The sequence below is a fragment of the Brevibacillus sp. FW301-21C12A genome, assembly GCF_058788915.1.
This window is the reverse complement of record NZ_JBYTBG010000004.1, coordinates 138206-162485: the sequence shown is the minus strand read 5'-3', so window position 1 is coordinate 162485 and position 24280 is coordinate 138206. Positions and strand designations below refer to the sequence as shown.

Below are 24280 nucleotides of genomic sequence, written 5' to 3'. Positions count from 1 at the left end.
TCCGCAATTGCTTTTCGCTGACATAGGTTTTCATTCACAATCTCCTCCGATACAATGAGTGTGGACAAGCTTTATGCTCCCAACTTATGGAGCGAGGAATCGAATTAGAACGACCAAGCTGAAAAAAAGGATGATGAATGTGAGCAAGCAAGACCACTTGTACGAAAAAACGATTGCCAGCCAGCCGATTTACGAGGGACGGATTATCAGTCTGAAGGTCGACGAGGTGCTTTTGCCAAACGGACATACAGCGAAGCGGGAGATCGTCAATCACCCGGGAGCGGTTGCCGTCATGGCGCTGACGGATGACAACAAGCTGGTGGCGGTGCGGCAATTTCGCAAGCCGCTGGAGCAGACGATTGTCGAGATTCCCGCAGGCAAGCTGGAGCCGGGAGAAGAGCCACTGACTTGCGCCAAGCGCGAATTGGAAGAAGAGACAGGCTATGTGGCGAGCCACTACGAGCCGCTCAGCTCGTTTTACACCTCGCCAGGCTTCGCCGACGAGATTTTGCATGTGTTTGTCGCGACAGGGCTGAAAAAAGGCGAGAGCAAGCCGGACGAGGATGAGTTCGTGGACGCGCTTGAGCTGACACTGGAGGAAGCGCACGCCTTGCACCGCAGCGGGGAGATTCGCGATGCGAAAACGGTAGTGGCGCTGTTTGCCTGGGAGAACATGCTGCTACGAAAGCAGTTGAACGGGTAATGCAGACTTATTTTTGCGACATGCACATCCACATAGGCGGAACGTGGACCGGAAAGCCCGTGAAAATTACCGCGTCGCGCCAGATGACCTTGACGAAAATTTTGGAGGAAGCTTCGGAAAAAAAGGGAATGGATGTCATCGGGATTATCGACGCGCATTCGCCGGAGGTGCAGGACGAGCTAATGTCTCTGTTGGAGGCGGGAGCGGCGACGGAGCATGCGGACGGAGGGATTTTATACAAAGGGACGATGCTGATTCTCGGCTGCGAGCTGGAAATCAAGGAGCCGGGGCGGGGAGCGGCTCACTTCCTCGTCTACTTGCCGAGGCTGGCTAACATGCAGCAATGGACCCGCTGGCTTGCCGAGCGCTGCAAAAATGTCCAGCTCAGCTCCCAGCGCGTGGCTGCCCGGATTGGCGAGCTGCAGGATGCCGTGGAACAGTTGGGCGGGATGCTCATTCCGGCGCACATTTTCACCCCGCACAAAGGGCTGTACGGAAGCTGTACAGATCGGCTGGCGGATGTGCTCGACCCGTCCCGCATCTACGCTGTAGAGCTTGGGCTGAGCGCGAATACGGACATGGCGGATCGGCTGTCCGAGCTGCACGCCAAAACGTTTCTCACCAATTCCGATGCGCACTCCCTCGACAAAATCGGCCGAGAGTATCAAAGCATAGCGATGGAAGCGCGTTCGTTCGCCGAGTGGGCAAAAGCGATTCGCCGCGAGGGCGGCAGAGGGGTGACGGTGAATTACGGCCTGCATCCGCAACTGGGCAAATACCACCAAACCGCTTGCCAGGGCTGCCAGTCGCTTTTGCCAGCAGACGCAAAAGGGAGATGTCCCGAGTGCGGACACAAGCGGATCGTGCGCGGCGTGGCTGCGCGCATCGACGAGCTGGCAGACCGGGAAGCCGGAGCGCACCCTGCGTTTCGCCCGCCTTATATCGAGCAGTTTCCGCTGGAATTTATCCCGGGAGTCGGGCCGAAGCTGCTCGCCAAGCTGTATCACGCGTTTGGCACGCAGATGAATGTCGTGCACCGAGCGACAGAGGAAGAACTGGCACATGTCGTCGGCGAAAAAATTGCCAAGCTGATCGTGGCAGGCAGAGCAGGTTGTTTGAACGTGCAAAAAGGCGGCGCGGGAACTTACGGAAAGGTGATCTTGTCCTAACTGTCATAGCCCCTCATCAGCCCGCATAAGCTGTACAGTAATCAGCGAAGCGGGAGGGGACGAACCGTGCGTTCACGAGTCGGACAAACTATCCAATCCTATATGAGAGAACATCAGTCGCTCTATTGGTTTACGATTGTCCTGTTTACCATGGGGATTATTTTCGGTGCCGTGCTCGTCAACTCGCTGCCACTTTCGCAAAAGCAGGAGCTGTACGGTTTTCTGCAATATTTTTTTAACAGCCTGAGCACGAGCGGCATCCCGGAGACGAGCGCCCATTTTCAGCAGTCGTTCGGGCATTATGCGAAAACGGTCGCGATCATGTGGGTGCTGGGCTTATCCATTATCGGCCTGCCGATGATTTTGCTGATGCTGTTTCTCAAAGGAGTCGTCGTCGGATTTACCGTCGGCTTTTTAGTCAGCCAGTTGCAGTGGAAAGGCGTGACGTTCGCCATGCTCGGCGTACTCCCGCAAAATTTGCTCGTCGTTCCGGCTCTGTTCATCATCGGCGTGAGCGGAATTTCTTTTTCTCTCCGGCTGATCCAGACCCGGCTGTTGAGCAAGCGCGATGTCATTGCCCCGCATTTCATGGGCTATACCGTGCTGGTCATTTCCATGCTGGGCGTGCTGACGCTGGCCGCTCTGTTCGAGACGTTTGTGTCGCCGAGACTGATGCAGCTCGTGCTCAATTAAGAATAATTATCAGGTAAGAACTCATGCATTTGACTTATTCGACGCCCCTCTACTATAATAGGAACAGGTTTCATGCGAGCGGGGAGGGGCATTAATGTTGGAAGAAAAATTAGAGAAGATCAAGCAACAGTTGCATTCACAAAACTACAAGCTGACACCACAGCGTGAAGCCACTGTTCGCGTCTTGCTGGAAAATGAAGAAGATCACTTGAGTGCGGAAGATGTTTATTTGCTGGTGAAGGATAAAGCGCCCGAAATCGGGCTTGCGACTGTATACAGAACTCTTGAGCTTTTGAGCGACTTGAAAATCCTTCATAAAATGAACTTCGGCGATGGGGTAGCCAGATACGACCTTCGCGATGACAATGCGGCTTACCACCACCATCACCTCATTTGCCTCAACTGCGGCACTGTGGACGAGATTTTTGAAGACTTGCTTGTCAGTGCAGAAGAAAAGGTCAAGAATGTTTACAACTTTGCTATTACCGACCACCGTCTTACCTTTTACGGGATTTGCGGTCGCTGCATTGACAAAGTAAACGTGGAGGACTTCAAATAAGCCAACTTCTCTGGGAACGGAGAAGTTTTTTTCTTTTCTCTTTCGGCGCTTTTGTAATGGCCGACGTTTTCCTGTGGCATCCTAGAACAGTACATGGAGACAGGAGGCGAGATGGCTTTTGATTATTGGCGTACCGAAAGAGATCAAAAATAACGAAAACCGCGTCGGGCTTACTCCTGCTGGCGCCAGCTCCTACAGGCAAGCAGGACACCGCGTGCTGGTAGAGACGCAGGCGGGAGTAGGCTCCGGCTTTACCGATGAAGACTATGCCGCAGCAGGGGCGGAAATTCAGCCGTCGGCAGAGGAAGTGTGGAAAAACGCCGACATGATCTGCAAGGTCAAGGAGCCGCTGCCTGACGAGTACCCGTACTTCCGGGAAAACCTGATTCTGTTTACGTATCTGCACCTCGCGCCGGAGCGGGAGCTGACCGAGCAGTTGCGGGCGAAAAAAGTGGTGGCAATCGCCTACGAGACGATCCAGACCGACAGCGGGGCACTGCCGCTGCTCATGCCGATGAGCGAAGTGGCGGGGAGGATGTCCGTTCAGATCGGGGCGCAGTTTCTGGAGAAGCCACACGGCGGAAAAGGCGTCCTTTTGGGCGGGGTCCCCGGTGTTTTGCCTGGGCGCGTCGTCATTGTAGGCGGGGGCATCGTCGGGACGAATGCGGCGCGAATGGCGATCGGGCTTGGGGCCAATGTCAGTTTGCTCGACATTAACGCCAACCGGCTGCGCGAACTGGATGAAATGTTTGGCGGCAGGCTGCAGACGCTGATGTCCAACTCCTACAACATCGCCGAAGCGGTAAAAGACGCGGATTTACTGATTGGAGCCGTGCTCATTCCCGGCGCCCGCGCTCCGCGGCTGGTCACGGAGGAGATGGTCAAGACGATGTCGCCTGGCTCGGTCATTGTCGACGTGGCAATCGATCAGGGCGGCTCCATCGAGACGGTCGACCGCATATCCACCCACAGCGACCCGACGTATGTCCGGCATGGCGTCGTCCACTATTCGGTGGCCAACATGCCAGGGGCGGTACCGCGCACCTCGACGATTGCGTTGTCCAACGTGACGCTGCCGTACGGGCTTTTGCTCGCCAACAAAGGGTATCGGGCGGCGATTTCCCAGCATCGGGCCTTGGCGCGCGGGGTCAACGTGCTAAACGGACATATCGTTTACGAGGCTGTCGCCCGTTCGTTGAACTTGCCGTACACGCCGCTCGACGATGTGCTGCAGGAGCTTCCGCTGTAGAGCCGCATGGGCGAAGAGACAAGTGCATACATATGAAGAGAGCAGGGAGGTGGACAGATGGGGTTCCCGTATCGCCGGATGATGGAGGCGCTTCGCTTTTTGCTGTTATTCGTGACGTGCTCATTGCTCTCTTACGGTATCATCACGTTGCTTGCGGAAAAATTGCTGCCGGCCGACCCATACCACGAGCCGCACGGGAATGCCGTGAAGGTCGTGAAACTGATTAATTCCCCGCAAACACAGGACCTGGACGGCTACCTCGCGCGGTTGCAGTTGTTTTATTTGACGGGAGAGTAAATGCACTTTTTTGTGTGCGGGCAGCAGGAGATTTTTACTCGATGTGGAAAGCAATACAGGATACTTATCACCTGAAGGGGACAGCTTCATGGACAGTCTGATTGATCTATTTATCCATTTCCTCGCTGTGGAAAAGGGGCTATCGCGCAACACCCTGGAATCGTATCAGCGGGACATGGTCGCCTATACCTCGTATTTGCACGAGCAGGGCGTGACCCGGATCGAGGAATCAACGCGGACGCACATCATCGGCTACTTGCTCGTCCTGCGGGAAAAGGGGCGGGCAACCGCGACGCTTTCGCGCAATATGGCATCCATTCGCGCTTTCTACCAGTTTCTCGTTCGGGACAAAATCATCGACAAAGATCCTTCGATCCACCTGGAGACGCCCAAAATCGAAAAGCGCTTGCCAAAAGTGCTCTCGGTTGACGAAGTGGAGCGGCTTCTGGACAGTCCCCCTGTCAATCACCCGGCCGGGCTGCGGGACAAGGCGATGCTGGAACTGCTGTATGCGACAGGCATCCGCGTCTCTGAGCTGGTCAATCTGGACAAAGCGGATGTCAATCTGGATATGGGCTTTGTCAAATGCATGGGAAAAGGCTCCAAGGAACGGATTATTCCGCTTGGCTCCGTCGCCATTCAGATGGTCCGGCACTATTTGCAGGCAGGACGTCCCAAGCTGGTGAAGGGGACGGGCGAGTCAGCCTTGTTTCTCAATCATTTGGGCAAGCAGATCACGCGTCAGGGCTTTTGGAAAATTATCAAGCGCTATGCCGCGAAAGCGAATATCCGGGCGGAGATTACGCCGCATACCTTGCGTCATTCTTTTGCCACCCACCTGTTGGAAAACGGGGCGGACTTGCGCTCGGTACAGGAGATGCTCGGGCATGCGGATATTTCCACGACACAAATCTACACGCATGTGACCCGGACGAGGATCAAGGACATTTATGCCAAAACGCATCCGCGAGCGTAATGCCGATGCGGCTTGGGATACGATGAAGATACCCCCGACAACGCTAGACAAAAGAAACACAGATGACTCCGCCCGAGTCCGAGGCGGAGCAAGCTTATCTCCATCAGGTCAGACGTCTGACGACCTGGGATGAAACTTTATCCATTTTTTGAACTGGAGGCGTTAACATTGCGTTATTCACGTGTATTTCTGATCGTTATGGATAGCGTGGGAATCGGCGAACAGCCAGATGCTCCCAAATTCCGCGATGAAGGAGCCAACACGCTCGGCCATATCGCGGAGCGCGTCGCAGGCTTTGCTTTGCCGAACCTGCAAAAGCTCGGGCTCGGAAATATTGCCCCGCTAAAAGGCGTCCCTGCTGCGGAAGCTCCAGCCGCCCACTATGGGAAAATGCAGGAAATTTCCATGGGAAAAGATACGACGACAGGCCACTGGGAGATTATGGGCTTGCACGTCGCAACGCCGTTTCGGACGTATCCGGACGGTTTTCCAGCCGAGCTGATCGCGGAATTTGAACAGCGCATCGGGCGGAAGGTGCTTGGAAACAAAGTCGCTTCCGGTACGGATATTCTCGACGAGCTGGGCGAAGAGCACATGAAAACAGGGGCTGTCATTGTGTACACGTCTGCTGATAGCGTTTTCCAGGTGGCTGCCCACGAGGAAATCGTGCCGTTGGAGGAGCTGTATCGCATTTGCCAGGTGGCGCGCGAGCTTACTTTGCGGGATGAGTTTGCCGTGACGCGCGTGATCGCCAGACCGTTTGTCGGAGAGCCGGGCAACTTCACACGCACCGCCAATCGCCATGACTACTCCGTCAAGCCGTTCGAGCCGACCGTGATGAACCGTTTGCAGGATGCCGGACTGACCTCGATCGCGATCGGCAAAATCAGCGACATTTATGCCGAGGAAGGAATCACGCAGTCGATCCGAACCAAAGATAACATGGATGGCGTAGACCAATTGATCGGCACGATGAAGCAGTCGTTTACAGGTCTGTCGTTCGTCAACCTCGTCGACTTTGATGCGAAGTTCGGACATCGCCGCGATCCGGAAGGGTACGGCCAGGCGCTGATGGAGTTCGATGCCCGCATTCCGGAAATTTTGGCCGCCATGCGAGAAAACGACCTGCTCGTGATTACCGCTGACCACGGCAACGATCCGGTCCACCACGGAACCGACCATACGCGCGAATACGTTCCGCTCCTGGTGTACCACAAAGGCATACGCACAGGGGAAAACTTGGGCATTCGCGAAACATTTGCCGATCTCGGCGCGACGATTGCGGACAATTTTGGCGTGGCCGCTCCGGCAATCGGAAAAAGCTTCCTGAATCGTGTATAAAGGTTAAGTGATTATAAATATTTATATAGAAGAAACGTAACCGAAGAGGAGTGTTCACATATGGCAAATTTGCAAGAAGCAGTAGCGTTTATCGAACCAAAACTGGCGGAAAAGCCGACGATCGGGCTGGTATTGGGTTCCGGGCTGGGCGTTTTGGCCGATGAGATCGAAAATCCGGTCGTCATTCCGTACCACGAAATTCCGGGCTTCACCGTGTCCACGGTAGTCGGACACAAAGGGCAGCTCGTCATCGGCAAGCTGCAAGGCAAACAAGTAGTGGCGATGCAAGGCCGTTTCCACTTCTACGAAGGCCACGGGCTGGATGCAGTCGTTTTCCCGATCCGCGTGATGAAGCTTTTGGGCGTGGAGACGATCATCGTGACCAATGCGGCGGGCGGCATTAACGAAGGTTACGATCCGGGCGATCTGATGCTGATTTCCGACCATATCAACATGACTTTCCGCAACCCGCTGATCGGGCCAAACGACGACGAGCTGGGCGCGCGTTTCCCTGACATGTCCGAAGCGTACTCCAAAGAGCTGCGCCAACTGGCGCATCAAGTAGCGTCCGAGCAAGGCATCAAGCTGCGCGAAGGCGTGTACGTAGGATTGCTTGGCCCAAGCTACGAGACGCCGGCGGAAATCCGCATGCTCCGTCTGCTCGGCGGAGATGCCGTAGGGATGTCGACTGTTCCGGAAGTGATCGTCGCGCGCCACATGAAAGTAAAAGTGCTGGGCATTTCGTGCATCAGCAACATGGCAGCAGGCATTCTCGAACAGCCGCTTTCGCACGATGAAGTAATGGAGACGACCGAAAAAGTAAAAACGCAGTTCCTGGCATTGGTCAACGGCATCGTAGCCAAACTGTAAAGAACAAGGCGGAGGGGATTTTCTATGCGGATGGTCGATATGATTGCCAAAAAGCGTGACGGCGGCGAGCTGACAACCGAGGAAATACAGTTTCTCGTAGACGGATATACAGACGGAACCATTCCTGACTACCAGATGTCCGCCTGGGCGATGGCGGTTTTTTTCCGCGGCATGACAGCGCGCGAGACAGCAGATTTGACACTGGCTATGGCAGGCTCGGGCGAACAGCTCGACTTGTCCTCGCTGGCAGGCATCAAGGTGGACAAGCACAGCACGGGGGGAGTAGGCGACAAGACGACGCTTGTCGTCGCCCCTCTGGTGGCAGCAGCAGGCATTCCCGTAGCGAAAATGTCGGGCCGCGGCCTGGGCTACTCGGGAGGAACGATCGACAAGCTGGAGTCGTTTAGCGGCTTTCAGGTAGAGCGCACACGCGAGCAGTTTTTGCAGCAGGTGCGCGATATTGGCGTGTCCGTCATCGGGCAGTCCGGCAACCTGACTCCGGCAGACAAAAAACTGTACGCGCTGCGTGACGTGACAGCGACCGTAGAAGCGGTTCCGCTGATCGCAAGCTCGATCATGTCCAAAAAGATTGCGGCGGGCGCTGACGCCATCCTGCTCGACGTAAAAGTCGGCAAGGGTGCGTTCATGAAAAGCCTGGAAGAAGCGGAAACGCTGGCAAACGCGATGGTCGCAATCGGCAGCCAGGTCGGACGCAAAACGGTGGCGGTCATCAGCGACATGAACCAGCCGCTCGGCTTTGCCGTGGGCAATGCGCTGGAAGTGAAAGAAGCCGTAGAGACGCTGGCTGGCAGAGGGCCAAAAGATTTGACCGAGCTTGCCCTCTCGATTGGCTCGCGCATGCTTGTTTTGGGTGGACTCGTTTCCACTGTTGAGGAAGGCCGCGTCAAGCTGGAGGAACTGATGACGAGCGGCAAAGCCGTGGACAAGCTGGCCGAGATGGTGGAAGCGCAAGGCGGCGACAAACAGGACGTGTACGACCTATCCCGTTTGCCGCAGGCGAAAATCATTCATCAGGTTGTCGCAGAGCAGGATGGCTATGTGGAGGCGATTGACGCCGAAGCGGTAGGGCATGCCTCTGTCGTCCTGGGAGCTGGCCGTCTGACGAAGGAAATGCCGATCGATCTGGCGGTAGGCTTCGTGCTGCACAAAAAGCGGGGAGACGAAGTCCGGGCCGGCGAGGCGCTGATGACGATCCACGCCAACGACGAGCAGCTTTTGCAAAGCGCGCTGGAAGAATTGCGGAATGCCTTCTCTATTTCGACAACAATTCCGTCCGCCCAGCCGCTGATTTATAAAATCATCGAGGCGTAAATCGCGCCTTTTTCTTGAAGGATCAACAAAGGAAAGAGTGTGCCTGCCTGGGGTGCGCACACTCTTTCTGTGTGTAAAAATACAGTTTTTCGAGAAAATATAGTTGATTAAATTGTCATTTTCCTTTTCAATATGAGATAGGAAGTGCTTGTTTGATAATATAAAAAAATTTTTACTGTTCGGCTACACTTTATAATGTTTTATAATTCTACTTGTCAAATTTCGTTGACACCGCTATCATTTCAGATTACTTTTAATGTAACAGACAAATTATTAAAGATTTTTTCGAGTTTCGTAAAAAAAGGATGGAGGTTCCCGGAAAAACGTATTTATGAGAAAGTTGGACCATGTTGACAAGCAGATTCTGCAAATCCTCCAGGAAGACGGACGAATCCCGTACACAGAAATCGCGCATCAACTTGGCGTGAGCGAGGGAACCATTCGATCTCGCATTACCCGTCTGTTGCAAGATGGAGTCTTTCAATTCGTTATTCATCCCGACCCGGCAAAGCTTGGGCTGAAAGTACAAGCAATCATCGGGTTGACCACCAAACTCGGTTCACAGAAAAATGTGGCAGAAGAGTTGAGCAAATTCTCTGCAGTCCGGTTTGTGGGTGCATTTAGCGGTAAGCACGACTTGATTATCCAAGCGTGTTTCCATAGCAATGACGAGCTGATCACTTTCGTCAATGAACGACTCTCTCAAATTGAAGGGATTGTAGGCGCGGATGTTTCGTTGGAACTGAAGCAGTACAAAGATTCCTTCTCTATCGTTCACGATGACGAGGTGACCCTGCAGTGAAAGGGGTTGATGCCTTCTAGCCGAAGTCAGGAAGCTTCGGGCCATGTTCGTTTTTTTCGTCCTTTATTTTCTGAAAAAAGACAAAAAAGAAAACGTACGGGGGGTTATTGCGTTGAAAAAGAATGTATTTGCACTTGTAAGCTCGATTGCAGTTTTGGGTACGGCATTGGCCGGTTGCGGTGGCCAGCAAGCTTCCACTCCAGCACAACCGTCAAACAATTCGAGCACCGAACAGCCTGCGGCAACACCAGAGGCAGAGAAAAAACCACAAGTTCTGAAACTGAACCTGCACTCTGAGCCACCTACGGCTGACCCTGGCCTTTCGGAAGACACTACTTCCGCAGCGATTATCCGCGCTACCTTTGACGGTCTCACCCGCATCGGAGAAGACGGAAAGCCTCATGAGGCGGCTGCCGAGAAAGTGGAAGTCTCTGAAGACATGCTGACCTACAAGTTCACCATTCGCGACGCAAAATGGAGCAATGGCGATCCGGTAACAGCGCACGACTTCGAGTACGCCTGGAAGCGGGCACTCGATCCGAAAACCGGAGCAAACTACGCTTATCAGCTCTACTACATTAAGAACGGTGAAAAAGCGAACAAAAACGAAGCTAAGCTTGATGATGTTGGTGTGAAGGCACTGGATGACAAGACTTTGGAAGTAAAGCTTGAAAATCCGACTCCATTCTTCCTGGAGCTGACTGCTTTCCCAACCTACTTCCCTGTTAACAAAAAAGTGATCGAAGCCAACGAGAAGTGGGCTGGCGAAGCGAAAACCCACGTGGGCAACGGCCCGTTCAAAATGGAATCCTGGGAGCACAAAAGCAAGCTCGTGCTCGTGAAAAACGAAAACTATTGGGACAAGGATGCCGTGAAGCTCGATCGCATCGAGTTCTCCATGGTAGAGGACGAGAACACCGAATTGTCCATGTTTGAAAACGGAGAACTGGATTGGGCGGGTGCTCCAATGAGCGCGCTGCCGACAGATGCGATTCCTGCGCTGAAGGAGCAAGGCAAAATTACGACCCAGCCAATCGCGGGTACGTACTGGTACAAGTTCAACGTGGAAAAACCTCCGTTCGATAATGTGAAGATTCGGAAAGCTTTTGCTTACTCGATTAACCGCCAAGCCCTGATTGACAATATTCTGCAAACCGGACAAATCCCGGCAACAGGGGCAGTACCGCCATCCATGGTCCTGAACCCGAACGGCTACTTCAAGGACAACGACCTGGAAACAGCGAAAAAGCTTTTGGAAGAAGGCATGAAAGAAAAAGGCCTGACAAAGCTGCCGCCAATTACCTTGTCGTACAACACTTCCGAAGGTCACAAAAAGATTGCGGAAGCGATCCAAGACCAATGGAAGAAAAACCTCGGAGTAGAAGTGAAGCTGGAAAACAAAGAGTGGAAAGTGTACCTGGAAGACATGCATGCGGGTAACTTCCAAGTAGGCCGTATGGGCTGGTTGGGCGACTTTAACGATCCAATCAACTTCCTGGAGCTGTACAAGGACAAACTGGGTGGAAACAACGATACGCGTTGGGAAAATCCGAAGTTCAAAGAGCTCCTGAACCAATCTGCTCTGGAAGCTGATCCGGAGAAGCGTAAGAAAATTCTCGCAGATGCCGAGCAAATCTTGATGGACGAAATGCCGATCATGCCAATTTACTTCTATACCAACTCTTGGGTACAGAAAGAAAACGTCAAAGGCGTTGTCATTGGCGGTCTGGGAGACGTCGACTGGAAATGGGCATACGTAGAGTAATCTAACTGAAGGAATCGGGTATTGCGGCAGAGGGTATATGGAAACCCATATACCTTCTGCTATGCAGTCCCTTCCCATAAATACCAGCTCGCAAACAAGCTGGAAAAGAAAAATATAGAGAAAAGTTTCAACGCAAGAGATCATTTTTGGGTTATTTACACAGCCGATTTTTGCACTGTGTCGGTAACGTCCGCAGTGTAAAGATGGGACGTGAAAGCAATCAAATCTGTCAAGGGGGTAAATTAGTTGATCCGTTATCTTGGTAAGCGCATCATCTTCATGCTCATCTCGCTCTTCCTGATTGTAACGGCCACCTTCTTCATCATGAAAGCGGTACCGGGTGGACCATTTACATCAGAGAAAAACGTTCCTGATGAGATTAAAGCGGCACTCGAGGCCAAATACAAGCTGAATTTGCCGCTGCACGAGCAGTACTTCGAATATTTGAAGGGTGTCGTTACTTGGGATTTGGGCCCGTCGTTTACAGAAAAATCTTCGACGGTAAACGAAATGATTAATCGCGGTTTCCCTGTATCAGCGCACTTGGGAGCACAAGCATTGCTCTTGGCAATCTTCGGAGGTATTATCCTTGGGGTGGTTGCAGCACTGAAGCATAACAAGTGGCAAGATTATTCCGCTATGGTGATAGCAGTTTTGGGGCTATCCGTTCCAGGTTTCATCTTGGCATCATTTTATCAGTATTTCTTCGCGATTCAATGGGGCCTTTTGCCTATCGCAAAATGGGAAGGCTTCGAGTACACGATTTTGCCATCTCTCGCACTCGCCGCGTCGCCAATGGCTTTTATCGCTCGTTTGACGCGTTCCAATATGATTGAAGTCCTTGGACAAGACTACATCAAAACGGCAAAAGCAAAAGGTCTGCACACCTTTACGATTACCGTGAAGCACGCAATTCGCAACGCGCTCTTGCCGGTTATTACTTACCTCGGTCCATTGATTGCCAACATCCTGACTGGTGCATTCGTTATCGAGCGTATCTTCGGGGTTCCTGGTCTGGGTCGTGAATTCGTATTGTCCATCACCAACCGCGACTACACGGTTATCATGGGGACAACGGTCTTCTACTCCATCATTCTCGTAGTGATGATCCTGATTGTGGACATCGCGTACACCTTGGTAGACCCACGAATTAAACTCGCAGACGCAGGAAGGGAGTAATGTGAAAATGCAGCAATTGACAAAAGAGCATTTTGAACCGATTTCGGTCGATCTTCGCCAAGCAGAAGCGATCAAGCGTCCGAGCCTCTCTTTCTGGGCGGATGTATGGCGTCGCTTGAAAATGAATAAAGTCGCGATGGCTTCCTTGATCTTTATCGTCGCGCTGATGGTATGTGCTGTCGTCATTCCGATGGTGTCTTCCAACGACTATTTCACAACCGATTTGGCTGGCAAAAACAAAAAGCCATCCGCTGAGCACTGGTTTGGTACGGATGACCTTGGACGCGACATGTTCGTGCGGATTTGGTACGGAGCTCGCATTTCCTTGGAAGTTGGTCTGGCTGCTGCCTTCATCGACTTGATTATCGGGGTCATCTGGGGCGGTATTGCCGGTTTCTATGGCGGTAAAGTAGACGAGATCATGATGCGTTTCGCTGATATTTTGTTCGCTATTCCGTACTTGCTTGTCGTTATTTTGCTGATGGTTGTCTTAGCCCCCGGGGTCGGCACGATCATTATCGCCTTGACGATAACGGGGTGGATTGGGATGGCCCGGATTGTGCGCGGGCAAATTTTGCAGCTCAAATCGCAAGAATTCGTGCTGGCAGCGCGCTCCCTTGGTGCTGACAGCGGCCGTTTGATCTTTAAACACCTGATTCCAAACGCTTTGGGTCCAATCATCGTTACGCTCAGCTTGACTGTACCGTCCGCGATTTTCGCAGAGTCTTTCCTGTCCTTTATCGGTTTGGGGGTAGCGGCGCCTGTTGCTTCCTGGGGCACGATGTCCTCAGAAGGTTTGCCTGCCATGAAGTACTATCCGTGGCGGTTGATGTTCCCGGCCCTTTTCATCTCCGTGACCATCTTGGCATTTAACTTGTTTGGTGACGGTCTGCGCGATGCAGTAGACCCACGCCTGCGTAAATAGGAGGGATCATCGTTATGGAACGCATTCTCGAAGTAAAAGACCTGCATGTCTCCTTCCATACGTATGCAGGTGAAGTCAAAGCAGTACGAGGCGTTAATTTTCACGTAAATCGCGGGGAAGCAGTAGCGATTGTAGGGGAGTCCGGTTGCGGTAAATCCGTAACCGCTCAAACCCTCATGAAGCTGATCCCGATGCCGCCAGGCGAGATCAAAAAAGGCGAAATCCTCTTTAATGGACAGAACATTGTCAAAAAGTCGAATAAAGAAATGGAATCCATCCGCGGAAAAGACATCGGGATGATTTTCCAGGACCCGATGACATCGTTGAACCCGACGATGACCATTGGCAACCAGATTACCGAGGGACTTATCAAGCACCAAAACATGAGCCGTGCAGCCGCTCGCGATCGCGCGATTGAGCTGTTGACCATGGTAGGTATCCCGCAACCGGAAAAACGTGTGGAGCAATATCCACACGAGTTTTCCGGCGGGATGCGCCAACGGGCGATGATCGCCATCTCTCTCGCCTGTTCGCCCAAGCTGTTGATAGCGGATGAGCCGACAACAGCTTTGGACGTAACGATTCAGGCTCAGATTTTGGATTTGATGAAAGACTTGCAAAAGAAAACGGGTACTTCCATTATCCTCATTACGCATGACCTTGGTGTTGTTGCTGAGATGTGCGACCGCGTGATCGTCATGTACGCTGGGAAAGTGATTGAAACGGGCACAGTAGATGACATTTTCTACAACCCGCAACATCCGTACACGAAAGGTCTGCTGCGCTCTGTGCCGCGTCTGGACTTGAACCGTGATGAGCCGTTGACTCCGATCTTCGGAACACCGCCGGACCTTCTGCGTCCGCCAGTGGGCTGTGGCTTCACCGCTCGCTGCGAATCGGCTATGCGTGTTTGCCAGGAGATCGATCCTGAGTTGAACGAAATCAGCACGACCCAACGAGCAGCATGCTGGCTGCAGCACCCGCTCGCTCAGAACCGCGCAGGATCGTAGGAGGAGGGTAAACAGTGGATAACCGTGAGACACTCATTGAAGTACGCAACTTGAAAAAGTTCTTTTCCATTGGCGATAATACTCTGAAAGCTGTGAATGATATCTCGTTTGAAATCAAACGGGGGGAAACTCTCGGAGTAGTAGGGGAGTCCGGCTGTGGGAAGTCCACCGCGGGTCGTACGATTCTTCGTTTATATGACGCGACTGGCGGGGACGTCCTCTTTGAAGGCAAAAGCATCATGAATTTGAATCATCAGGAAATGAAGGCCATGCGCCGCAACATGCAGATGATTTTCCAGGACCCGTACGCTTCCTTGAACCCGCGTATGACTGTTGGGGATATCATCGGCGAGGCGCTTGACATTCACGGCCTTGCTACCGGGCAAAAGCGCAAGGAACGCATCCAGGAGCTGCTTTCTTTGGTCAGCTTGAACCCTGAGCACATGAACCGCTTCCCGCACGAGTTTTCGGGCGGTCAGCGCCAACGTATCGGGATTGCCCGTGCGCTGGCTGTAGAACCTAAGTTTATTGTTTGTGACGAGCCGATTTCCGCTCTCGACGTATCCGTTCAGGCACAGGTTGTCAACCTGCTTGAGCAGCTTCAGGAAAGAATGGGCCTGACCTACATGTTCATTGCCCATGACCTGTCTATGGTGAAATACATCTCCGACCGCGTTGCCGTTATGTACCTGGGCAAAATGGTCGAGCTGGCCGAAAGCGACGCTTTGTATGAAAAACCGCTCCATCCTTATACGCAAGCCCTGTTGTCTGCGATTCCGATCCCAGACCCAGAGGTGGAGCGCAACCGCGAGCGCATCGTGCTGCAAGGTGATGTACCTAGCCCAATGAACCCGCCAAGCGGCTGTCATTTCCGCACGCGTTGCCCGAAAGCAATGCCGGAGTGTGCTGCATCTGTACCAGTATGGAAAGAAGTCGAGCCCGGACACTTCGCTGCTTGTCACTTGTACAATTAATCTTTTCATGAAGAAAGCGAGTTCTCGGATGCATCAGACCCGGAACTCGCTCCTTTCATAAAGGGAGGTTTTACCACTTGGAAAACAGGGTATAAGTACAGTTGATAACCTTTTTCAATGGTATTTTTTTTCAAAACCATCACTAGAAAATGTAGGGTATGAAAAGGAGGCAGCATCATGAGCCGATTTTTGTCGCCGAAATGGAAAAAGAAAGGGGCTGGGTTTTCGTTTTCTGGAAAAGGAAACATCAAGAGCCTGCTCGCCACAGAAAAACTGCGGGGCTCCCTGGCAACAAAGATGATTGTCTTTGGCTTGATTCTCGTACTTATCATTATTGGCTCGTTGCAATACATAGCGCTTTCTTTTTCAAAATCTACTTTGCTCTCCATTACTTCCAAGCAAGCGAAAATGCTGGCGGAGCAGCACGCGGCCAGCATGGAAGACTGGATTCAAACAATCGTGAAGTCGACAGAATCGGCTGCCGCCAAGCGCGTCATGATGACAGAGCTGGAGCCGTTGATTATGGAGCAGTTCACGCTGATGCGGCAATCGCATAAAGAAATATCCAAAATTTATTTGATAGACAGCAGCAGCGGGAGGTCGCTCTACTCCCTGACCGGGAAAAACGAGATTGACTTCAAGCAAAAGCAGTATTACCAACGGGTCATGAGTACCGGGAAAACGGTCATTTCAGACGAGGAAATTGTTGAGGGCATTAATAAGAGTTTTCTTTATATTGCGACACCTGTCGGGGAGAAAAACAGCGATACGAGCCGCATGTTCGTCGTCGGATTTACGATTGACCAGATGACGGAAAAAATTCCGGAAATCTCCTTCATGCAAAACGGATATGCGTTTGTCGTTCGGCAGGACGGGCTGGTCGTTGCTCACCAAAACCCGCAAAACAACAACAAGCTGGTGCTCGCAGGGCAGTCGGACTACGAGGAAATGCTGGAGTTGATGAAGCATGACATGAGCAACAGCCTGTTGTACTCCGATCACGGCAAAGATTCCTTCGCTGCCTTTGCGCCGATCCACCTGTTGAAGTGGAACGTCGTCCTGTCGACGGGCAGCGATGAAGTGTACGGCGAAGTGAATGGCATGTGGCTGTACTTTGTCCTGTTCAGCCTGCCGATTATTGCGCTGTCGGTATGGGCGATCTGGTGGTTCGCCAAGCGGATTCGCCTCTCGCTGTTTGCGATTGCCAGAGACATGGATCGCATCGGCTCAGGCCACTTCGACGTCCATGTCAACGTAAACGGCAATGACGAGCTGGCGATGGTAGGCCGCAAGATGAACGAGATGGCTGCCGAGCTGCGCAAGCTGATTGCGCTCGTGCAAGGACAAGCAACCCAGTTGAACGTGGCGACAGACGAGCTGACGCAGTTCGCCCAGGACAACAAAGGGGCGATCAGCGTCATCACTGACAACATCTCGACGATCGCGCAACGGGTTTCCACGCAGACGAACGAGGTGCAGGCGACGGCGACGACCGTCTCGGAAATCTCGCAAGGCGTCGAGCAGGTAGCGATCGCGGCGGAGTCCACTTCGATTGCGACGACGCGGACGTTTGAGCGCGCCCAGGGCGGTATGCAACTGGTCGAGGACGTCATTGACACGGTACGCCGCGCGACAGGCGAGGTGGAACGCACAGCCGCGCAAATGCACAGCTTGCGCGAGCGGGCCCGCGAGATTACCAGTATCGTCGAAATGATTACGAGCATCGCCTCACAGACAAATTTGCTCGCGTTGAACGCGGCGATTGAGGCGGCGCGCGCAGGCGAAGCAGGACGCGGCTTCTCGGTCGTGGCGAGCGAGGTGCGCAAGCTGGCAGAAGAGAGCAGCTCCTTCTCCGAGCGCATTGCCGCTATCGCTCACTCGATTAACGATGAAGCGATGGATATGAGCAAGCATATGGACGAAATCGTCACGATGGTAGGCGGCGGCTTGAAGTCTGTCGAGTCTGTGGGCACGACGTTCCAAAACATCGTGGCGGAGATTCAGTCGGCTGCGGAGCAGAGCGAGTCCATGACGGCGACCTCCGAGGAAATGGCTGCGGGCAATCAGGTTGTAACCAATTCGATGCAGCGTCTGGCCAGCATGTCCGACGAAATCAGCGAGTCGATCTCCGGGGTTGTCGAGACGGTAGACGAGCAGTTGAATTCGATTGCGCGCATCAACGAAAATGTGGAACAATTGAAAAAGATGGCAGACGAATTGACGGAAAATGTCAGCCGTTTTGTGATCTAAAACGAATCCCTTCTGCGAAATGCGGAAGGGATTTTTTTTGTGAATATTTTCCTACCCCCTTGGTGAGAATAAAACCATGAATGGAGGGAAGGGACTGCTATGAAACGGATAGGATACTTGGCTTCTTGCTTCATCATGTGTGTGACCATCTTTTCTCCGATGGGTGCGTTGGCAAAAGAAAAAGCAGCTCCGCCAAACAGCGAGATGAATTTTGCCCCGCACGCCTCGTCTGCGATCATGATTGAAGCAGACACGGGAACGGTGTTGTACGAAAAAAATGCAAACGAAAAAATGCCACCCGCCAGCATCACCAAGGTGATGACGATGCTCTTGATTATGGAGGCGGTGGAGCGGGGAGAGCTTAAATTTACCGATAAGGTTAGAACCAGCGAACGAGCAGCGTCGATGGGCGGCTCGCAAATCTTTTTGCAGCCCGGCGAGGAAATGACGGTAGAGGACATGATAAAAGGCATCGCGATCGCCTCGGGCAACGACGCTTCAGTCGCCATGGCAGAGCATCTCGCCGGAACGGAAGAGAGCTTTGTCAACCGGATGAACGAGCGGGCGAAGCAGTTGGGGATGAAAAACACGCATTTTGTCAACTCTAACGGCTTGCCTGCGGAAAATCACTACTCCTCTGCGGCAGACATCGCGATCATGTCGCGTGAGCTGCTGAAGCACGAAGGGATTACGAAGTTTACCGGGACGTACCAGGATTATTTGCGCAAAGACTCGGCAAGCCCGTTCTGGTTGGTCAATACGAACCGGCTCGTCCGTTTTTACGAAGGCGTAGACGGCTTGAAGACCGGCTTTACAGGCGAGGCCAAGTACTGCCTGACCGCTACCGCCAAACGCAACAATATGCGCATCATCGCGGTCGTTATGGGCGAGCCTGACGTCAAGACGCGCAACAACGAAGTGTCCACGATGTTCAACTACGCTTTCACCCATTTCCAGGTGATGCCGATGTACAAAAAAGGCGAGACGGTGGAGTCGCTCACGGTGGATAAAGGGCAGACGCCCAAAGTCAACGTGGTGACGCCACAAGCCGTCAGCCTGCTGATGAAAAAAGGCGAGTCGGCGGACACGTACACGAAAGAAGTCGTCATGAACCGCTCCGTCAACGCTCCACTCTCGAAGGACCAGGTCGTCGGCCATATTTTCATCCGCACGAAAGACGGCCGCGAAGTAAACCGGATTGACCTGTTCCCGGAGCAACAAGTGAATAAAGCAAGCATGTGGGAGATTCTCAAGCGAACCACCAAGGGCGTTTTGATTAGTTACTGACAGACAGCAAAGAAGCGCGAAAAGAATCGAGTTGCCTCGAATGCGATGGCGCGGCTGCTCGATTTTTTTGTTCTTTTGTCGCCTGGCAGGAATTGGTTTGAGCGAAGCAGAAAGAGAGGGTTATTCAAGGGAGAAGGAGTGAGTCAGCCATGAGTTTACGGATTGCGATGGAGACCCGGCAGGACGTGCTGGTGATCCGCTTGCAGGGAGAGCTGGACCATCATACAGCCGAAGAGCTGCGCAGCAAAGTGGATGATATTTTGCGTACACCCAACATTCGTCATATCGTACTGAGCCTGGCTGATTTGGCTTTCATGGACAGTTCCGGTATCGGCGTGATTTTGGGGCGCTACAAGCAAATATCCGCCCGCTCGGGGGAAATGTACGTATGCTCGATCAACCCCACCATTTACCGGATCTTTGAAATGTCTGGCCTGTTCAAAGTAATCAAGTTCCGCGAAAATGAAGCAGATGCTCTGCTTGTTCTGGGGGTGGCGTAAATGAAGGTACAGCGCAATTTTATGTCCGTATCGTTTGCTGCACTGAGCCAAAATGAGGCGTTTGCGCGAATTGCGGTCGCTTCGTTTATCTCGCAGCTCGACATCACGATGGATGAGCTGGAGGAGATCAAGACGGTTGTATCCGAGGCTGTCACGAACGCCATCATTCACGGCTACGACGAAAATCCAGAGGGCGTGGTACATATCTCTGTGCGAATCGACGAGGGAGCTGTGGAGCTGGTCGTGGAGGACAACGGAAAAGGAATCGAGGATGTGGAGCAGGCGATGCAGCCGCTTTATACGACCAAGCCTGAGCTGGAGCGCTCGGGAATGGGCTTTACCATTATGGAGAATTTCATGGATTCTTTGGAAGTCGCGACGGCTGTTGGTAAAGGGACAACCGTTCGTCTGACCAAACGCCTGTCGTTTGCCAAAGCCTTGCAAAATTAGGGGTAGTGCCAATGGGTGCCGATATCAAAAATGCGAGTCAACCATTTCTGACCAATGACCAAGTGAAAGAGCTAATCGCCAAAAGCCAGGCTGGAGACACCGAAGCGCGCGAGCTTCTTGTGAACAGCAATATCCGGTTGGTCTGGTCCGTCGTCCAGCGCTTTATCAACCGAGGGTACGAAGCGGATGATTTGTTTCAAATTGGTTGTATTGGCCTCTTGAAAGCTGTGGACAAATTCGACCTTTCCTATGACGTCAGGTTCTCGACGTATGCCGTGCCGATGATTATTGGCGAAATCCAACGGTTTTTGCGTGATGACGGCACAGTCAAGGTTAGTCGATCGCTCAAGGAGACCGCGAACAAGGTGCGACGAACAAAGGATGAGCTGTACAAGCAATTTGGCCGCGCACCCACGATTGCCGAGGTGGCAGACGCCGTCGGAATCACGCCGGAGGAAGTGGTGTTTGCCCAGGAAGCGAATCGGGCGCCTTCCTCGATTCACGAGACAGTCTTTGAGAATGACGGAGACCCGATTACGCTGATCGACCAGATCGCCGACGAAGGCGTGAACAAGTGGTTTGAAAAAATCGCGCTGAAGGATGCGATCAGTCGGTTGAGCGAGCGCGAGCAGCTCATTGTCTATTTGCGCTACTACAAAGACCAGACCCAGTCTGAGGTGGCGGAGCGGCTCGGAATCTCCCAGGTTCAGGTGTCCCGTCTGGAGAAGCGCATTTTGCAAACGATCAAGGATCAGATCGAACACTGATAGCCGAATAGAAGGATGGAAAACACCGAAGCCTGGCGCTTGGGTGTTTTTGGTTTGCCTGTACATGGCAGCCGCAGCCTTTTTTAGGGTATGGATTTTGGCTGCGGGCACATACTACGGGATAAATGAGCACGTTTTAGGCAGGGAGGAGTTTTCATGAAAGACGCGCTGTTTCTCCGTCTGAGAAAGCGTCTGGCAGTCAAGCCGGAGGCGATGATTACGCTAGGGGATATTTGCCAGCTTTTTTGGGATGGGAAACGCGAGGATGCGTTAAAGCGAATGCCAATCTATCAGGTCAAGCCGACGGACGGCAACTTGATCGTCATCGACATCATGCAGGTTATCCAGAGAGTCCGCTCCGTCTATCCGGAAGTCGAGCTGGAAATCCAGGGAGCGCCGCAAATCATTGTGGAAGTGCTGAACCCGCGGAAAAAAGCGAACCCTGTGCTGGTTGCGCTCGTCTGGCTGCTTTTGTTCATCGGCTCGGGCCTGGCGATTATGAACTTCCACACGGACGTCAGCATGCGCGAGGTGCACGAGCGCATTTTTTATCTCATCACGGGTGAGCAGAGCAAGCAGCCGCTCTGGCTGCAGATTCCGTATTCGATCGGGATCGGCATGGGGATGATTTTGTTTTTCAACCATATTTTCGAGAAAAAAATCAACGAAGAGCCAAGCCCCCTGGAAGTGGAGCTGTTCATGTACCAGCAAAGCCTCGACCAGTACTACATCCAGAACGAGAACAAAGAAAACCAGCGAACGAAGCTATGAGCGTATGGGCATGCGGCTTGCTGGTCTTGATTGGACTGGGCGGCGGGCTTGCGGTGGGGAGCGGGCTTGTCGCCTTCATTACCGTGCTGGACATTATCCCGAGGCTGACGCAACTGACCAACGCTCACCGTCATATTCGCGCACTGGAATGGGCCTTGGTGATGGGGGCGCTTTTTTTTACGCTGATTGACTTTTTTCACGTCAAAGCTCATATGCCAGTCGTCGTTACCTCGCTTTACGGGCTGTTTGCGGGCGTATTTGTCGGCACACTGGCTGCCGGCTTGACCGAGGTGCTGAACGTCTTTCCGATTTTGGCGAAGCGGATCAGCATGGATGGCAGTCTGCTGTTTCTGTTGATGGCGGTCGTGTTCGGCAAAGTCACCGGCTCGCTTCTGCAATGGCTCTTGCATCTGTGAATTGGTAAATACCGCTATTCATAGGCAAAGTTTGAAGAAGGAAAGATAGAGGTAGGGGACCTGGCAGGATCTATGGACTTACAAAGGAGTGAAAGGGCATGGCAACCAAAACGAAATCGAAATCGCTCGGATCGATGCAGATGACGAAGCAGCTTTACCAGCAGCAGGCTTCCAAGTATCAGCCGAAGCGCAATGTCCTCTTGAACTCGTTGCGGGCGTTTTGGGTCGGGGGAACGATTTGTCTTTTGGGACAGGTTATTCAAAATATGTATATCCATTTTTTCGGCTTTACCGAGAAGACCGCGAGCAATCCGACAGTTGCCACGCTGATCTTTTTGTCTGTGCTGCTGACGGGGCTCGGCGTCTATGACAACATCGGCCAGTACGCCGGGGCGGGCTCTGCCGTTCCGGTAACGGGCTTCGCCAACTCCATCGCGTCGGCCGCTATCGAGCATCGCAGCGAGGGACTGGTTCTCGGAGTGGGCGGCAACATGTTCAAGCTCGCAGGCTCCGTCATTGTGTTCGGGGTGGTGGCGGCCTTTGTTGCGGGCGTTTTAAAAAGCCTGTATCACATGTTCTTTTGACGGGAGGGCTGTCTGTGTCAAGCAATCCACAACAGAAACGCGTGAGCCGCCAGACCTGGCGCTTCGACCAAAACGTCCGCCTGCAAAGCTCGGCGGTCGCAGTAGGGCCGAAGGAAGGCGAAGGGCCACTGGCCTCCTTGTTTGACGTGATTCACGACGACATGTACGCAAGCCAGGATACGTGGGAGAATGCGGAGCGGAAGCTGATGGAGGACGCCGTCTCCACCGCGCTGAAAAAAGCGGGCGTGACGGGCCAGGACGTCGATGTCATTTTGGCAGGCGATCTGCTGAATCAGAACATCACGACCAACTTCACGGCCGAAAAGCTGGAGATTCCGCTGTTGGGGATGTACGGGGCGTGCTCGACCTCGATGCTGACACTGGCTACGGCGACGGCTCTGGTAAACGCAGGCTACGCAGACAGGGCAGTAGCTGCCTGCAGCAGCCATAACGCCACGGCAGAGCGACAGTATCGCTATCCGACCGAATACGGCGGGCAAAAGCCGCCGAGCGCGCAATGGACCGTGACGGGAGCGGGAGCCGGGCTGATTGGAATTGGGGGGACGGGGCCGCGGATTACGTATGCGACGCTGGGAAAAGTGGTGGACATGGGCATAAAAGACCCGTTTGACATGGGCTCAGCCATGGCACCTGCGGCGGTATCGACCTTTTTGACCCATTTTCAGGATACGGGACGAGAGCCGAAAGACTACGATCTGATCGTGACAGGCGATTTGGCGTCTGTCGGCTATCCGATCGTCAAAGAGCTGATGCTCGCAGAAGGCTACGATATGGACGGGGTGTACAACGACTGCGGCCTGATGATCTACACGCCGGATCAGGACGTATTCGCAGGCGGCAGCGGCTGCGCCAGCAGCGCCGTTGTGACCTACAGCTACATTATGGACCAGTTGAACCGCGGCTTGCTGAAAAAAGTGCTGGTATGCGCGACGGGGGCTCTGCTCAGTCCGGTCAGCACGCAGCAAGGCAATTCGATTCCGTGCATCGCCCATGCGGTTGCGCTCGAAGGAGGACAATGATGGAATATGTAATTGCATTTGTCGTCGGAGGGCTTGTCTGCGTCATCGGGCAACTGCTTCTCGATGTCGGCAAGCTCACCCCGGCTCACGTGATGAGTACGTTGGTAGTGTCAGGGGTTGTGCTCGATTTTATCGGCGTGTACGACAAGTTCATTGATTTTGCCGGAGCAGGTGCCACGGTGCCGATTACGAGCTTCGGACATGCGCTGTATCACGGAGCGATCAGCGAAGCGGAGCAAAACGGCCTGATCGGGGTCGCTACCGGCATTTTTGAAGTCACCAGTGCAGGGATATCGGCTGCGATTGCGTTCGGCTTTTTGGCTTCGCTCGTCTTCAAACCGAAAGGCTGACGCAGCAGGGACGGTGAGCAA

The 24280-nt window shown here is 53.2% G+C and carries 26 protein-coding genes; all 26 read left to right on the top strand.

Translation table 11 applies throughout. From position 1 onward, the window contains the following. The first annotated feature begins 139 nt into the window (after window positions 1–139). The 26 genes from AC3WQH_RS04810 to spoVAE all read left to right on the top strand — a co-directional run bounded on the left by AC3WQH_RS04810 (window position 140) and on the right by spoVAE (window position 24259). The gene (locus tag AC3WQH_RS04810; RefSeq protein ID WP_005827350.1) at window positions 140–703 is read left to right on the top strand and encodes an NUDIX domain-containing protein; all 564 of its coding nucleotides are present in this window, start codon (window positions 140–142) and stop codon (window positions 701–703) included. Beyond that, window positions 703–1872, top strand: coding sequence for an endonuclease Q family protein (locus AC3WQH_RS04805; RefSeq protein WP_290426027.1), 1170 nt, complete (start codon window positions 703–705; stop codon window positions 1870–1872). Before AC3WQH_RS04810 ends, AC3WQH_RS04805 begins: the two co-directional genes overlap by 1 nt. A 66-nt stretch (window positions 1873–1938) precedes the next feature. After that, window positions 1939–2565 carry a stage II sporulation protein M gene (gene spoIIM, locus AC3WQH_RS04800; protein ID WP_122953135.1) on the top strand — a complete coding sequence of 209 codons (627 nt, stop codon included), beginning with the start codon at window positions 1939–1941 and terminating at the stop codon, window positions 2563–2565. Window positions 2566–2659: 94 nt separating this feature from the next. Beyond that, window positions 2660–3124 carry a ferric iron uptake transcriptional regulator gene (gene fur / locus AC3WQH_RS04795; RefSeq protein WP_005827355.1) on the top strand — a complete coding sequence of 155 codons (465 nt, stop codon included), beginning with the start codon at window positions 2660–2662 and terminating at the stop codon, window positions 3122–3124. A gap of 118 nt (window positions 3125–3242) precedes the next feature. Continuing rightward, window positions 3243–4373 carry an alanine dehydrogenase gene (ald, locus tag AC3WQH_RS04790; RefSeq protein WP_122953136.1) on the top strand — a complete coding sequence of 377 codons (1131 nt, stop codon included), beginning with the start codon at window positions 3243–3245 and terminating at the stop codon, window positions 4371–4373. Window positions 4374–4430: 57 nt separating this feature from the next. Further along, window positions 4431–4670 carry a YqzK family protein gene (locus AC3WQH_RS04785; protein ID WP_005827357.1) on the top strand — a complete coding sequence of 80 codons (240 nt, stop codon included), beginning with the start codon at window positions 4431–4433 and terminating at the stop codon, window positions 4668–4670. 88 nt (window positions 4671–4758) lie between these two features. Then, a complete protein-coding gene (gene xerD / locus AC3WQH_RS04780) occupies window positions 4759–5646 on the top strand; it encodes a site-specific tyrosine recombinase XerD (RefSeq protein WP_005827359.1) in 888 nt (295 codons plus the stop codon). A 168-nt stretch (window positions 5647–5814) separates the two neighbouring features. Further along, window positions 5815–6987: a phosphopentomutase gene (gene deoB, locus AC3WQH_RS04775; protein WP_007785537.1), complete on the top strand. Its 1173-nt coding sequence runs from the start codon at window positions 5815–5817 to the stop codon at window positions 6985–6987. A 60-nt stretch (window positions 6988–7047) separates the two neighbouring features. Beyond that, on the top strand, window positions 7048–7857 hold the full coding sequence (locus AC3WQH_RS04770; RefSeq protein ID WP_005827361.1) for a purine-nucleoside phosphorylase: 810 nt from the start codon (window positions 7048–7050) through the stop codon (window positions 7855–7857). 24 nt (window positions 7858–7881) lie between these two features. Continuing rightward, a complete protein-coding gene (locus AC3WQH_RS04765; protein WP_005827363.1) occupies window positions 7882–9189 on the top strand; it encodes a pyrimidine-nucleoside phosphorylase in 1308 nt (435 codons plus the stop codon). Window positions 9190–9520: 331 nt separating this feature from the next. Beyond that, on the top strand, window positions 9521–9991 hold the full coding sequence (locus AC3WQH_RS04760; RefSeq protein WP_005827364.1) for an Lrp/AsnC family transcriptional regulator: 471 nt from the start codon (window positions 9521–9523) through the stop codon (window positions 9989–9991). A 112-nt stretch (window positions 9992–10103) separates the two neighbouring features. Beyond that, window positions 10104–11756, top strand: a complete 1653-nt coding sequence (locus tag AC3WQH_RS04755; RefSeq protein ID WP_007785533.1) for a peptide ABC transporter substrate-binding protein — start codon at window positions 10104–10106, stop codon at window positions 11754–11756. Window positions 11757–12002: 246 nt separating this feature from the next. Next, a complete protein-coding gene (locus AC3WQH_RS04750) occupies window positions 12003–12935 on the top strand; it encodes an ABC transporter permease (protein WP_005827367.1) in 933 nt (310 codons plus the stop codon). Window positions 12936–12942: 7 nt separating this feature from the next. After that, a complete protein-coding gene (locus tag AC3WQH_RS04745; protein WP_005827368.1) occupies window positions 12943–13860 on the top strand; it encodes an ABC transporter permease in 918 nt (305 codons plus the stop codon). 14 nt (window positions 13861–13874) lie between these two features. Continuing rightward, complete coding sequence (locus AC3WQH_RS04740; protein ID WP_005827369.1) at window positions 13875–14870, top strand: ABC transporter ATP-binding protein; 996 nt, start codon at window positions 13875–13877, stop codon at window positions 14868–14870. A 14-nt stretch (window positions 14871–14884) separates the two neighbouring features. Next, window positions 14885–15844, top strand: a complete 960-nt coding sequence (locus tag AC3WQH_RS04735) for an ABC transporter ATP-binding protein (RefSeq protein WP_005827370.1) — start codon at window positions 14885–14887, stop codon at window positions 15842–15844. Window positions 15845–16021: 177 nt separating this feature from the next. After that, the gene (locus tag AC3WQH_RS04730) at window positions 16022–18094 is read left to right on the top strand and encodes a methyl-accepting chemotaxis protein (RefSeq protein ID WP_005827371.1); all 2073 of its coding nucleotides are present in this window, start codon (window positions 16022–16024) and stop codon (window positions 18092–18094) included. A 99-nt stretch (window positions 18095–18193) separates the two neighbouring features. After that, window positions 18194–19381 carry a D-alanyl-D-alanine carboxypeptidase family protein gene (locus AC3WQH_RS04725; RefSeq protein WP_005827372.1) on the top strand — a complete coding sequence of 396 codons (1188 nt, stop codon included), beginning with the start codon at window positions 18194–18196 and terminating at the stop codon, window positions 19379–19381. Window positions 19382–19530: 149 nt separating this feature from the next. Further along, the gene (gene spoIIAA / locus AC3WQH_RS04720) at window positions 19531–19881 is read left to right on the top strand and encodes an anti-sigma F factor antagonist (RefSeq protein WP_005827373.1); all 351 of its coding nucleotides are present in this window, start codon (window positions 19531–19533) and stop codon (window positions 19879–19881) included. Continuing rightward, window positions 19882–20331 (top strand): anti-sigma F factor, encoded by a 450-nt coding sequence (gene spoIIAB / locus AC3WQH_RS04715; protein ID WP_005827374.1) that lies wholly within the window; start codon window positions 19882–19884, stop codon window positions 20329–20331. Window positions 20332–20342: 11 nt separating this feature from the next. After that, window positions 20343–21098, top strand: coding sequence for an RNA polymerase sporulation sigma factor SigF (sigF, locus tag AC3WQH_RS04710; RefSeq protein ID WP_005827375.1), 756 nt, complete (start codon window positions 20343–20345; stop codon window positions 21096–21098). 156 nt (window positions 21099–21254) lie between these two features. Continuing rightward, the gene (locus AC3WQH_RS04705; protein WP_005827376.1) at window positions 21255–21869 is read left to right on the top strand and encodes a stage V sporulation protein AA; all 615 of its coding nucleotides are present in this window, start codon (window positions 21255–21257) and stop codon (window positions 21867–21869) included. Further along, complete coding sequence (locus AC3WQH_RS04700; protein WP_007785524.1) at window positions 21866–22285, top strand: stage V sporulation protein AB; 420 nt, start codon at window positions 21866–21868, stop codon at window positions 22283–22285. Before AC3WQH_RS04705 ends, AC3WQH_RS04700 begins: the two co-directional genes overlap by 4 nt. Window positions 22286–22383: 98 nt before the next feature. After that, window positions 22384–22869 carry a stage V sporulation protein AC gene (spoVAC, locus tag AC3WQH_RS04695; protein ID WP_005836019.1) on the top strand — a complete coding sequence of 162 codons (486 nt, stop codon included), beginning with the start codon at window positions 22384–22386 and terminating at the stop codon, window positions 22867–22869. A gap of 14 nt (window positions 22870–22883) precedes the next feature. Beyond that, on the top strand, window positions 22884–23909 hold the full coding sequence (spoVAD, locus tag AC3WQH_RS04690) for a stage V sporulation protein AD (protein WP_005836018.1): 1026 nt from the start codon (window positions 22884–22886) through the stop codon (window positions 23907–23909). Continuing rightward, window positions 23909–24259 (top strand): stage V sporulation protein AE, encoded by a 351-nt coding sequence (spoVAE, locus tag AC3WQH_RS04685; RefSeq protein ID WP_005836016.1) that lies wholly within the window; start codon window positions 23909–23911, stop codon window positions 24257–24259. The genes spoVAD and spoVAE overlap by 1 nt, the downstream gene beginning before the upstream one ends. Window positions 24260–24280: the final 21 nt, after the last annotated feature.